Origin of the sequence: Phreatobacter sp. (assembly GCF_022843985.1) — a bacterium.
GTDB lineage: Bacteria > Pseudomonadota > Alphaproteobacteria > Rhizobiales > Phreatobacteraceae > Phreatobacter.
Genome location: NZ_JALHMP010000002.1, coordinates 197473 through 210283, shown reverse-complemented (window position 1 = coordinate 210283; position 12811 = coordinate 197473). Strand labels below are relative to the sequence as shown.

9 protein-coding genes and 1 tRNA gene are annotated in these 12811 nt (G+C 67.0%); 6 read left to right on the top strand and 4 right to left on the bottom strand.

Features of this window, described 5'->3' with window-relative positions:
- The 4 genes from Q0C57_RS02230 to Q0C57_RS02215 all read left to right on the top strand — a co-directional run bounded on the left by Q0C57_RS02230 (position 1) and on the right by Q0C57_RS02215 (position 5461).
- Positions 1–735: a hypothetical protein gene (locus tag Q0C57_RS02230; RefSeq protein WP_296571442.1), complete on the top strand. Its 735-nt coding sequence runs from the start codon at positions 1–3 to the stop codon at positions 733–735.
- 60 nt (positions 736–795) lie between these two features.
- Positions 796–942: a hypothetical protein gene (locus Q0C57_RS02225; protein ID WP_296571438.1), complete on the top strand. Its 147-nt coding sequence runs from the start codon at positions 796–798 to the stop codon at positions 940–942.
- A 216-nt stretch (positions 943–1158) separates the two neighbouring features.
- Positions 1159–2322 carry a TRAP transporter substrate-binding protein gene (locus Q0C57_RS02220; protein WP_296571435.1) on the top strand — a complete coding sequence of 388 codons (1164 nt, stop codon included), beginning with the start codon at positions 1159–1161 and terminating at the stop codon, positions 2320–2322.
- Positions 2323–2329: 7 nt separating this feature from the next.
- Positions 2330–5461, top strand: a complete 3132-nt coding sequence (locus Q0C57_RS02215; RefSeq protein WP_296571432.1) for an EAL domain-containing protein — start codon at positions 2330–2332, stop codon at positions 5459–5461.
- Positions 5462–5561: 100 nt separating this feature from the next.
- Here Q0C57_RS02215 and Q0C57_RS02205 read toward each other — a convergent pair whose 3' ends face one another.
- From Q0C57_RS02205 to Q0C57_RS02195, 3 genes are all read right to left on the bottom strand, one after another.
- Positions 5562–7448, bottom strand: coding sequence for an FAD-dependent monooxygenase (locus tag Q0C57_RS02205; RefSeq protein WP_366937794.1), 1887 nt, complete (start codon positions 7446–7448; stop codon positions 5562–5564).
- An 88-nt stretch (positions 7449–7536) separates the two neighbouring features.
- Positions 7537–7851: a hypothetical protein gene (locus Q0C57_RS02200; protein ID WP_296571429.1), complete on the bottom strand. Its 315-nt coding sequence runs from the start codon at positions 7849–7851 to the stop codon at positions 7537–7539.
- 62 nt (positions 7852–7913) lie between these two features.
- Complete coding sequence (locus tag Q0C57_RS02195; protein WP_296571427.1) at positions 7914–9230, bottom strand: DUF2865 domain-containing protein; 1317 nt, start codon at positions 9228–9230, stop codon at positions 7914–7916.
- 244 nt (positions 9231–9474) lie between these two features.
- On the opposite strand from Q0C57_RS02195, the gene Q0C57_RS02190 reads away from it, so the two are divergent.
- Complete coding sequence (locus Q0C57_RS02190; protein ID WP_296571425.1) at positions 9475–10806, top strand: aspartate aminotransferase family protein; 1332 nt, start codon at positions 9475–9477, stop codon at positions 10804–10806.
- Positions 10807–11054: 248 nt separating this feature from the next.
- Positions 11055–11129 (top strand) — tRNA-Val (locus Q0C57_RS02185).
- Positions 11130–11408: 279 nt separating this feature from the next.
- Here the strand turns inward: Q0C57_RS02185 and Q0C57_RS02180 are convergent.
- A complete protein-coding gene (locus Q0C57_RS02180; protein ID WP_296571423.1) occupies positions 11409–12791 on the bottom strand; it encodes a GntP family permease in 1383 nt (460 codons plus the stop codon).
- Positions 12792–12811 lie beyond the last annotated feature (20 nt).

Below are 12811 nucleotides of genomic sequence, written 5' to 3'. Positions count from 1 at the left end.
ATGGTCGAGACACGCGAGCGACCCCTGTCGTTGTCCTACCGCCGGCCTGCGGACCGTTCGGAGAAGAACGTGCTGCGGGGGGTGCTGGACGGCTTGCGCCACGATCCCCAGTCCGACCTTGCCGAAGTGGGTTCGGGGTTCGGGCTCGGGCTCATCTCGCTCCTGTTCATCGGCCCGGTGGCGCTACTCGCGGCCTGGGGCCTGCAATTCGTCACCGGCATGTCCTTCGGCACCGACCAGACCTGGCTGCTCGCGGCGCTCTTCTGGCTCGGTGGCTGGGGCGGCATGAGTGCTCTGCGGGTCGTCGCGCGCCGTGGCCGGACGACCGCGCTGCGGCGGGCCCTCCTCGCCGACATTGCCGAGGGTGACGTGCAGGAGGAGAGCTGGCGCTTCGTGGAGGCGATCGGCTTCCAGGAGGCCGAGACGATGCCGCTCGTCTATCTCGTCCTGGCCGATAACGGTTCGGTCGTCGCCTTCGAGGAAACGCGGCTCACGGGCCGCGAGCGCGGCCCTGGCGAGGGATTCGTCTCGGTGGCGCCGTCCGACGCGGTGCTGGTACGCGGCGCACGCTCGGGCGTCCTCATCAGCGAGAATTATTCCGGCCCCGCCCTGCCGCTGCTCGACGTGCATCCGCTGAAGCTCGCGCGCGAGGACAGGCCGGCCCACGGCAGCCTCGTCGACCGCCCGTGGCTGGCTGCGGCGGCATCGATGTCGGGTCGCCCGTCGATCGGCTAGCCAGTCGGGCGCGCCGTGCCGATCCATCGCATCAGCAAGCTCCGCGCACACACTTGAATCGTGATCACCGCGTCACTGGCCTGCGCCGATTGGCTCCGGATCTCCCGCGACGCCACGATCACGACGGCCGCGCTCGACAGCCTGGTCCGTCTACACGACATCGTCGAACCAGGCAGCAAAAGCTGGCACTTCAAGAACCGCGCCTGAACCAGCCAGCGACACCCTGCCACCTGGAAACGAGGCCACCCTGGCTGCGCAACCCCGGCCGGCGATGACAGGGCGGCCTTACACATCCTCCCCCTGCACAGGGTCGTGCATAGGAGGCGAATAAGGAGCGGCGACTGAGCGCGGCTTGCAGTCCACAGAAAGTTAATGTGTTTTTGCTCAGATCCATCTGACACTCTCCCCCGGGGATTCTCGCCGATGACCAACCTGTTCAGCACGAGCTGCCCCGGTGCCGGCGTCCGGCGGATCGCCGTTGCCGCCCGGCTTGCAAGCGCGGCTGCGCTGCTGGCAGCAGCGGCGTGGGTGGCGAACCCGGTAGCCGTTGAGGCCGCGCCGGAGCAGCATCGGCTGCGTGTCGTGGGTGGCCTTGCGGGCGTCACCCAGCATGTCCGCTTCGAGGTCCCGTTCTGGACGCGGGAACTGGAGCAATTGTCGGGCGGGCGGCTGACGGCAACCGTCCATCCCTTCGACCGCAGCGGTCTGCGCGGCCAGGACATGCTCCAGCTCATACGCCTCGGCGTGGTGCCGTTCGGCACCGCCTTGCTATCCCTTGTTTCGGGGGACGAGCCGGAACTCAATGCGGTGGACCTGCCAGGGCTCAACCCGGACCTTGCCACGCTCAAACGCACTGTCGACGCCTACCGGCCCCATCTCGCGCGCATACTGCACGAGCGCTACGATGTGGAATTGCTGGGGATATACACCTATCCGGCGCAGGTCATCTATTGCCGGAGGCCCTTTGCCGGCCTCGCTGACCTCGCCGGCCGGCGTGTGCGCACCTCGTCGGTCAGCCAATCGGAAATGTTCGAACGTCTCGGTGCGACCCCCGTGATCGTTCCCTTTCACGAGATGGTGGGGTCCATCTCCCGCGGCATGGTCGATTGCGCCGTGACGGGGACGCTCAGCGGCAATGAAATCGGGCTGTCGGAAGTCACCACCCACATGCATGCCATGGCGATCAGTTGGGGGCTGTCGTTTTTCGGGGCGAATTCAGCAGCCTGGGGCTCGATACCGCCGGACTTGCAGGACGTGATGCGCCGGGGCATCGCAGGGCTGGAGGAACGAATCTGGGCGGCTGCCAATCAAGACACGGACAACGGCATTGCATGCAATGCCGGCCGAATGGATTGTCCGTCGGGGCGCGCCGCCCGGCTGACCATCGTTCCCGTCACGCCCGAGGATGACGCGGTTCGCCAGCGGATCGTGAAGGAGGCGGTGCTGCCGCGCTGGATCGAGCGTTGCGGCCCGGATTGTGCCGATGTCTGGGACCGGACGCTGGCCCCGGTCCACGGCATTTTCCTTGGCAAGCGACCCATCACCGAGGGGGCGGGAAGCCCTGCCGTCCAGCCCGTGAGCCGGTGATACAACCATGACCGAGGTGGAGCGCTCCGTCGGCAAAGGTGGGCACACTCCTTGGTGGCGCTCGGTGGCGGTCATTCCCGTTGTCGGGGCGGCCACTCTCATCTGCGCGGCCGTATGGGGCGCAGTAGCCTTCTCCGAACAGCAGCGGACACGCTCGCTGCAAAGCGCCGATCGCGCAGTCGAGCAACTTGCCGCCACAGCCGAGGCCGTGGTCAATCGCCAATTGCTCCAGGTCGACGGCGCGCTGGCCTCCGTCCAGATGTTGCTCAACAGCCCTGCCGATGTCGGGGCGGCGGAATTTGACGAAAGGGGGGCCAAACGCAGCTTGCGGTTCTTCAGTTTCCAGGCCTTCGCCTTTCGTGACCTGTTCCTGATCGAGCAGCATGGACGGATTCGCGCAGCTGCCCGTCGCCTGCCGACGAACCGGCTCTTCCTGGCTAACCCGGAGGCGGTCCTGCGGCTGTCCGCAGCCGGCGCTGGCGCTGGAGCCCTTGTCGGCCCGCAGTTCAATCCCGCAACCGGCGACTGGGTCGTCTATGTGGTTCGGCGCTCCAAAGTGGCAGGCCTCCCCGAAGCCTATGTCGCGGCCGAAGTTCCGACAGCCCTGATCACGACGCCCCTGTCAACCTTCGCAGACCGCGCCGGGCTGGTGGTGAAGCTCGAGCGCGGCGACGGAACCGTTCTCGCCCAACTTCCACAGCGCGACGATGTCATTGGAAAGAATTCTGCCGAAGTGCTCGGTCTCGATCGCTCTGCGCGCGAGGCTGATAGCTCCATGGCGGGCCCTGATCCCGCGCCGATCACCGCAGTGAAAACCACGCTCTACTCCGATCTTTTGGTCCGGGTGTCTCTCGACCGCGACGCTGCGCTGGCCGACTGGAAGCGCGATCGCACCCATCTTGTCTGGATTGTTTTCAGCGGGTGTCTCGTCCTCTTGCTGCTTGCCGGCCTGGTATCCTTCGGCATGCACCGAGAGTTACGTCTTGGCTCTGAGAGCCGGCGGGCCAGGGCCATGCTTGAAGACGCGGTCGACGCCATGTCGGACGGCTTCGTGATGTGGGACGATCAGGATCGCCTCGTAACCTGCAATGCGACCTATCGCGACCTATATCGCTTGAGCTCTCCCTTCATCTTCCCGGGTGCGCTTTTCGCCGACGTCATGCGCGGCGGCGCACGCGCGGGCCAGTACCCGCAGGCCGGCGACGACACCGAGCGTTTCGTAGACGAAGTGATTGCCTGGCGTCGATCCGCCAGAGGCTCGTTCGAGCGCCTGCTGCCGGACGGCCGCTGGCTGCGGATCACCGAACGCAAGACCGCGAGCGGCGGATATGTCGGCATCAGGACCGACATTACGGCTTTCAAGAAAGCTCTCAACGACCTTGCCGACGCGAACCGGAGGATCGGCATCATGCTTGCCGAACGGGAGACACGGACGAAGCTGTTCGACGCCGCCCTCAACAACATGACGCAAGGTCTGCTGATGGTTGATGAAGGTGGCCGCATCATCGTCGCGAATGGCCGCTTCCGCGAACTGTTCGACATCGACCATGCGCTTGATCTGGAGACCATGACTCTCCACGACGTCTTTGTTCTCGTGAAGGCCACAAAAGGACCGTTCGCAGTCACGGCGGATTCCATCGTCGCCTGGCAATTGACCGTAGCGCGGGCTCATGGTGTCAGCGACCAGGTGATCGAAGGCGAAATGGACCGTGCCCTTACGGTCATGCAGCGGCCGATGCCTGCCGGTGGCTTTGTCGCAACCTACGAGGATGTCACAGACCGGCAACGTGCAGAAAAGCGGATACGGCATCTTGCGCACCATGATCCCCTCACGACGCTGCAAAACAGGACCGTCTTCAGACGCGAACTCGAAGCGGCCCTCCTGGCCGAGCGCCCGCCCGGAGTGGGTGTGGCGCTGCTCTATCTGGACCTCGACCGCTTCAAGGAGGTCAATGACACTCTCGGACACCCGGTCGGGGATGCCCTGCTGGTTGCGGTAGCCGCGCGGCTCAAGAACTGCCTCAGGCGAGGCGATGCTATCGCGCGCCTTGGCGGGGACGAATTTGCGGTTGTCCTGACCGCGCCTTCGGCGTTGCAGGTGGCGGAAACCCTGGGGGCCCGCTTCATCAGGGTCATCCGCGAGGAGTTCTCTGTCGAAGGACATCGGATTTCTGTCGGTGCCAGCGTTGGCATCGCCATCGCGGAGGTTCACGATGCCGATCCCGACCTGCTTCTGAAGCAAGCCGATCTGGCCCTCTACGAGGCCAAGGCACAGGGACGCAACCAGGTATGCGTGTTCCGATCCGAGATGTCGGAAAAGCTGGAGGAACGCCTGCGTCTTGAGGGAGACCTCAGACGTGGGCTGGAGCGTGGCGAGTTCGACATCGACTACCAGCCCATTTTCGAGCTCGGCTCGGGCCGCGTCACCGGCCATGAGGCGCTGATCCGCTGGAACCATCCGGAAAGGGGGCGCATCCCGCCGGCGACCTTCGTGCCGTTGGCGGAAGGCAACGGGCTGATCAACGACATCGGGGCCTGGTGCCTGGGGCGTGCCTGCGCCGACATGGCCGCGTTCCCGGACGAACCACGGATCGCTGTCAATGTCTCTCCCGTGCAACTCAAGAGCGAAACGCTCGCCGATGCCGTGCGCGAGGCATTGGCGCGCTCGGGCATGCCGCCGGGACGGCTGGAACTGGAGATCACCGAAACCGCCCTTCTCGACGAGGACCCCCGCATCGAACGCAACCTTTTTGCCCTGCGGGCGCTGGGCGTGAGGATCGCGCTCGACGATTTCGGCGTCGGCTTCTCTTCCCTCAACCACATCCGCCGTTTTCCGTTCGACAAGATCAAGATCGACAAGCTCTTTATCCGGGAAGCGACAGAGAAGCAGGACAGCCGCGCGATCGTCCGGTCCATCGTGAATCTGGCCCAGCAACTGTCGATGACGACGACGGCCGAGGGGATTGAAACCGAGGCGCAGTTGCGGCTCGTCGAGGAACTCGGCTGCACGGAAGGGCAGGGTTACCTTCTGGGCCGGCCCGCTTCCGTGACCGCAAACCTGCTGCGGACCATCGAGGGGCGCTCTCAGAGGACAAACGATTTGCGTCCCGGACACGAGGCGACAGCCTTGCGGGCATGAGAAGCCCGCCCATCTTCCGCTGCTTCAGTACCTCTCCTGCGATCAGCCGCCCGGACGTGATGATGTCTGGTCGCGAGCTCAACGCCGCGGTCGCGGCTTCTCAGGAAGCCTCGGGATCGAGGGCCCGGCGTGCCAGGGCCACGGCCTCTGCCAGCACGGCCTGATCCCCCACATGGTTGGCGAGGATCAGCACCAGCCGGGCGTTGAAGGCGACGCTGGCGCTCTCCGAAAGGGGCCTGTGGGCATCGGCCAGAATGCGCAGGGCGGCATCGGGGTCGGCGAAACGGTTGTCGGTCACCAGCGGCGTTGCGGATCGGCCCTCATGCTGAGATTCAGCCTGTTCAGACGCTGATTCCGATGCAGCGCGATCGGCCAAGTCCTTGTGAAGGAATCCCTTTGCGCGCCGTATCGCATCTTCGACCTTCGCGGCATCGGGGCTGCGCCAGCGTGCCGCCAGATGTCCGTCGGGGCGCAGCAGGAAGCCCGCACCCGGTGTGGCGTCGAAGCGCCGGGCGAAGAGTCCGTCGGCATCGTGCAGGTCCGGTCCGATCGTCAGGAGGTCACAGCCGGGAACCGCAATGCCGGGCCCTCCCATCGTGATCAGGGTAAAGCGGCCCGCGGCGAGCGCGGTGAGGTGGGTTTGCCGGCCGTCGGGACGCATGAGCGGCAGATCGGGAACGGGGGCGCCGAGGCGGGCCGTGCCGGCCCAGACATCCTCGTCCGGTGTCGAAAGCGCGCTGGCATAAGTCGTCGGGGTGGAGAGTCGACCGGAATTGACCAGGCGCCGCGCGAAAGCCGCCCGGGCAGCCAGCGCCAGTGCGGCATCGCGGATGGTCCGCTCGCCCGGCGACGGCGGCGCGATGAAATCGGTGGCGCGCGTCGAGTTCAGGATGTTCTCGTCAGCCGCGGCGCCGCGCTCGGCGTCATAGGTGGCCAGCAGGCCAGGTCCCGCCTCGCCGCGCAGAACCAGCGCCAGCTTCCACGCGAGGTTCTCGGCGTCCTGAATCCCGGAATTGGCACCCCGGGCTCCGAAGGGCGACACCTGGTGGGCCGCATCGCCGGCGAAGATCACCCGGCCATGGATGAAACGGGCGAGCCGGCGGCACTGGAAGGTGTAGACCGACACCCATTCGAGCGTGAAGGCATCGTGGCCGAGCATGCGGCGAATGCGCGGGATGACATTTTCCGGCCGCTTCTCCAGCTCGGCATCGGCATCGCGACCGAGTTGCAGGTCGATGCGCCAGACATCGTCCGGCTGCTTGTGCAGCAGGGCCGACTGTCCCGCATGAAAGGGCGGCTGGAACCAGAACCAGCGTTCCGTCGGAAAGTCCGCCGTCATCTTCACATCGGCGATGAGGAACCGGTCGTCGAAGACCTCGCCGGCAAAGTCGAGCCCCATCATGGAGCGGATCGGCGAGCGAGAACCGTCGCAGGCGATCACCCAGTCGGCGGCGATGCGGTAAGGGCCGTCCGGCGTCCCGACGGTCAGGATGGCGCCATCGCCCTGCGGGGCGATGGCGTCGACACGATTCAGCCAGCGCAGGTCGATGAGGTCGGCGAATTGCAGGGCGCGCGCCACCAGCGCTGCCTCGACATGGAATTGCTGGATATTGATGAAGGCAGGACGGCGATGGCCGGTCTCCGGCAGCAGGTCGAAATCGTAGAGTTCGCGCTCGCCCAGGAAGACGCGGCCGCGCTGCCACGTCACGCCCTTGGCAACCAGCGCCTCACCGATCCCCAGCCGGTCGAAGATCTCCAGCGTCCGCTTGGCAAAGCAGATGGCACGGCTGCCCTCGCCGATGCGGTCGGCATCATCGAGGACGACGCTGGCCCTGCCGGCGAGAGCGAGATCGATGGCCAGCGACAGGCCAACGGGTCCGGCGCCGACGATGACGACGGGATGGCGCGCGGGTATTGCGGCGGACTGATCCGGATGGCGCCGATAGGCGAAGCGAAGCGGCAAAGCGTCCGGTGCGGCAATCAGCATGGCGGGCCTCCCGAATGGTTTCTTCTGAAACCGTTTCCGCCTGTTCTGACCGAGGCAGGGGCCCCCGTCCACTCCGCCGCTCAGCCGCTCAGCTGCCGGTCCGCATGACGGCGCTTGCCGTCTTGAAGATGGCACTGGCGATGCGGAAGGCCGAGAAGAAGAAGATCACAGCAAGGACGAATTCCAGGATGCGGCTGCGGCGCCACAAATGCGCGTAGAAGGCGAGCGACACGAAGGGCCAGCGGCTCCGGTAGGGAGCAAGGCCCCGCATCCACGGCCGCAGGAGCATCTGGCGCGCCGGCACGCTGAGTTCGTCGGCCACCCAGCGCGGCCAGAAGGACAGGAGCCAGGCGGTCGCACCGATCAGCGCGAGCCAGACGAGACCGTTGAGAACGAGATCCATGAGGCACTTTCTCGGGTTCGGCGGCGATGCGGGTCGAGACGGCCCGGTGCGCGCCCGGGAGGTCAGCCGCCGCTGGGAGCGGCCGGCGTATCGGCGCGGGGGGCGTAGAGTGGGCCGATGACGCGGATGTTGCGGCGGTCCGGCTCAGGGTCGCCGGTCGACGGGGTCGGCAGCTGAAGGCCCTCCGGCGTCGTGCCGCGGATCTCCAGCGGTTCGGGCTCGGCGGGTGCGCGGATGGTGCCGTCGAGACCGATGGTGGGGCGGGGCGTACCGTCGCGGCCACGCGCCCGGTCGAGCCGCTCCAGCCGCTCGGCCTCGCGCCGGGCGCGCTGCTCCGAGGCGATCTCCTCGCGCACCGCCTGCCGCTGCTCGGCAGGCATGGAGAGAAGGCGCGCCTGCTCGGCGGAGATCACCTGGTCGCCGGAGCGCAGGGTCGGATCGGCGCGGTTGGAGAAGGCCTGCGCCCAGGAGCCGTTGCGCGGCCGGCAGGTGCAGGCGGCGTCGAAGCGCTGGCGGAAGCGCAGCGCATTGGGCAGCGCCGTGTAGGGAGCGCCGTCCATCGACACGGCATTCTCGATCTGGTCGTCGCGCATGCGGTAGAGCGCGACCTCGGCGCCGGGGCACTGCATCTGGCAGAGCTCCTCCTGACCGAGTTGCACCCCCGGCCGCGGCGAGGAGGTCATGGGGAAGAAGGCGCCGTCGCAGAGCCGGACGCAGACGGCGCGGTGGCCGACATTGCGCGGGCGGGCATCGCCGTCGCCGGGGCGCAACTGCTCTTCGGGCACGGGCGCGACATCGTCGAAGCGGGGGTCGCGCCGGGCACCGAAGAGGTGCTCGATGAAATTGCCGAAGCCGGGACGCTGCGGCTCCGCGCCTTCGCGATAGGCGGTCTGGGGACGCGAATCCGGCGTGCGGTACTCGCGATGGAAATCCCGGTCCGGCGTCCCACCGAAGCCGAAGAAGCCCGGACGCGGCGGGGCGGCGGCCTCACGCGTCAGGCCGCCGCCGCGGCAGCCATTGGCATCGAAGGCGGCGACGAGTTGGGCCCGCTGCTGGGCCCGCTGGGCGGTCTCCATCCCGCCTCCCCCCGCCTGGGCCTCAAGCTGGGCGAGATTGGCCTGCATCTGGCGGCGGCGGGCATCGAGAGCCGCGCACTGGGCGCCCTGGAAGAAACCACCGCAGCCGGCGGCCTGATAGGCGCGGGTGACATTGGCAATCTCCGCCCGCTGGCTGCGGGCCGCCGCGGCGAAACGGCGATTGACCGCGCCGCCGGCAGGGGCGCGGTCGAGCTGGGCGATCCGGGCGCGAATCTGGCCGCAAACCGCCTGGGCCTGTGCGAAGGCCGGCGATGGCTGCGCCATCTCGGCGGCGATGGCCAATGCCACCCCCGCCAAAGCCAGCCCTACCGCCCGCCTGGGCCCCCGACGAACCTGCACGTGTCCCCCTTCGGACTGTTCCAGCATCTCATGCGCCGGTGGGATGTAGCCGCAAAACTATTTCAATTTCGTGGTCTTCGCCAGAACGCGCGCCGCTGCAGTCCAGCGTCCCTGCCGCGCCATTGCCGAACGGCGAGCCCTGCGCCCAAATAGCTCCATGCCGCCATGGTTCCGAAAGGACCCGCCGATGACGTCGATCTTCCACCGCAGCCTCGCCCACGATTACCCCGTCGCCGTTTCAGGCGCGGGCCTCGTCATCCGCGATGCCGCGGGCCGTGCCTATCTCGACGCCTCGGGCGGGGCAGCGGTCTCCTGCCTGGGCCATTCCCATCCCGATGTGCTGGCCGCCATGCATGCCCAGCTCGACAGCCTCGCCTATGCCCATACGAGCTTCTTCACGACCGCGGTTGCCGAGGAACTGGCGGCCACCCTCGTCGCCGATGCACCGGCTGGCATGGGCCATGTCTATTTCCTCTCCGGCGGCTCGGAGGCGATCGAGACGGCGCTGAAGATGGCGCGGCAATATTTCGTCGAGATCGGCCAGCCGCAGCGCCGGCATTTCATCGGCCGGCGGCAGAGCTATCACGGCAACACGCTGGGGGCGCTCGCCATCGGCCACAATGCGGCGCGGCGGGTGCAATATGCGCCGCTGCTGATCGAGGCGCACCACGTCTCGCCAGCCTATGACTATCGCGGCCGGTCACCCGGCGAGACGCCGGAGGCCTATGGCGCCCGCCTCGCCGCCGAACTGGCGGGAGAGATCGACCGGCTCGGGCCGGACAGTGTCATCGCCTTCGTTGCCGAGACTGTGGGCGGGGCGACCTGCGGCGCCATCACCGCCCCGCCTGGCTATTTCTGCGCCGTCCGCGAAATCTGCGACCGGCACGGCATCCTCCTGATCCTCGACGAGGTCATGTGCGGCATGGGCCGCACCGGCACGCTGCATGCCTGCGAACAGGAAGGCGTCGCCCCCGATCTGATGACCATCGCCAAGGGGCTCGGCGGCGGCTTCGCCCCGATCGGCGCGGTGCTGGTGGCCGACCGGGTCTTCGCGGCCTTCGACCGCGGCTCGAAACTGTTCCAGCACGGCCACACCTATCTCGGCCACGCCCTCGCCTGCGCGGCGGGCCTGGCCGTGCAGAAGGTCATCAAGCGCGACGGGCTCCTCGCCAATGTGCAGGCGCAGGGCGCGCATCTGACGCGCCGCCTGGGCGAGCGCTTCGGCAACCACCACCATGTCGGCGACATCCGCGGCCGCGGTCTCTTTCAGGCCGTCGAACTGGTCGCTGACCGCGACAGCAAGGCAAGCTTCGATCCGGCCCTGAAGCTTCATGCGCGCATCAAGGCCGAGGCCATGGCGCGCGGGTTGATGGTCTATCCCTCCGGCGGGACGGCCGACGGGACGCGCGGCGACCACGTTCTGCTCGCCCCGCCCTTCATCGCCACCGCCGCCGACATCGACGCCATCGTCGAGCGCCTCGGCGAGGCGGTGGACGCGGCGATCGACGCCGCGGCGTGAGGCGCGGATGGCGCCGGGACATCGGCGCGGCGACGGTGGCAGGAGGCCCTCGGTGTCAGATGCGCCGGCGCGGTTTCAGCCATCTCGATTCTTGACACCGGTCGGGAGGAGCCGCTAGGAACGCGGCTCTTCGCCAGTCGATGGCGAGGTCGCGCAGCTCAGCGGGAGAGCACTCCCTTCACACGGGAGTTCCGATCCTTTAGAGATCAATGTGTTAGAAGTTTCTGCGTGGTTCAAGTGAACCATTCGGGCGATTAGCTCAGCGGGAGAGCGTCCCCTTCACACGGGGAAGGTCGCAGGTTCAATCCCTGCATCGCCCACCATTTTCCCCGCATTTATCTTCCTTCTGCGCGCTTGATCGGGACACAGTTCTCCTGGAGCCGGTTGAACCAGCCCTTCGCAACAAAACTGGTCCGCCTGATCAAGACCGACCGCCCATCATTTGGCGTTGAACGACTGCCGGAAGGGCAGCATCTGGGCCCCACGCGGACATTGAGAATGTCCGCTCTTGGCTCCGGCGGATTCGTCAGAAATCAAGACAACCGGCCGCCGGCAAAACGGGGGCGCTTCAACATGGCAAGGGGCGCTTGATCTCTTGACGATCAGAAGCTTCCGAAGACGGTCCCAAGGATGATCACCGCAATCAGAGCCACGGTTGGCACGATGACGGCGACCACGGCGATGTCGCCGTAGGCTTCCCGGTGCGTCAAACCGCAGATGGTCAGCAGGGTGACGACTGCACCATTGTGGGGAAGAGCATCGAGGCTCCCGGTGGCGAGGCTGGTGACCCTGTGCATCAGGTCAGGTGAAACACCTGCCGCAAGCCCCATTTCGCGGTAAGCGTGGCCAAGGCTTTCGAGCGCGATGCTCATGCCTCCCGATGCCGACCCCGTCAGGCCGGCGAGAAGGCTGGTTCCGAGGGCCAGCGACACCAGCGGGCTTCCTCCGCCCAGATCGAGCAGGCCATCGCGGACCCCGGAAAACGCCGCCAGGGAGGCGATGACGGCGCCGAACCCCACAAGGCTCGCCGTGTTGAAGATCGGTTTCAGCGAATCTGCCGCGCCGTTCTCCAGGGTCTCGGTGAGCGTCTCCGCCAGGTTGCGCCAATGGATGGCGACAAGCACCAGGCACGACAAGACGAGCGCCGCGATGATCGACCACAGCCCCCGCACGGCCGCGAGGTCGGTGGAGCCGTATTTCGGGAGGGCCAGGTAGGTGGCGTCGAGACCCGGGATCAGCCAGAAGGCAAAAGCTGCATTGAGCGCCAGGACGCTGGCCAGGGGCAAAAGGGAGACGAGCAGCGTGGGTCGGGCGACCGCGTCTTCCATATCAGGGCGCGGGGCCGGGGCATTCTCCGGCTCAGGCCCGAGACTGCGCGCCCGGCGCTCGAGCCACAACCAACCGAGGCTCAGCATGATCAGGCTGGCGACGATGCCGAGCCCGGGCGCGGCGAAGGCCGTTGTGTGGAAATAGGGCATCGGAATGGCGTTCTGGATGGCCGGCGTTCCCGGAAGCGCCGTCATGGTGAAGGTGAAGGCCCCCAGCGCGATGGTGGCGGGAATGAGAACCCGCGGCAGGCGCGCATCAGCGAAAAGGACTGAAGCGATGGGCCAGACCGCGAAGGCGACGACGAACAGGGAGACGCCGCCATAGGTCAACAGGGCACAGGACATCACCACGGCGAGAATGGCGTGCCGCGCGCCGAAGCGTGCCCGCAGGGACTCGGCCAGAACGTTCGCGCTGCCGCTCACCTCCATCAGTTTCCCGAAGACGGCCCCGAGAAGGAACAGCGGGAAATAGAGAATGATGAAACGACCGGCCGCGGGCATGAAGACCTGCGTGAAGGTTGCGAGGAGCGGACCGCCTTCCGCGACCAATACGGCGAGAACTGCCAGTGCGGGCGCAGTCAGGAGCAAGCTGGCGCCGCGATAGGTCAGGATGACCAGGGCCGCGAGGGCGGCGAGCACGACAAGGATGCCGGTCATGATCTCACGCCGCGTGAATG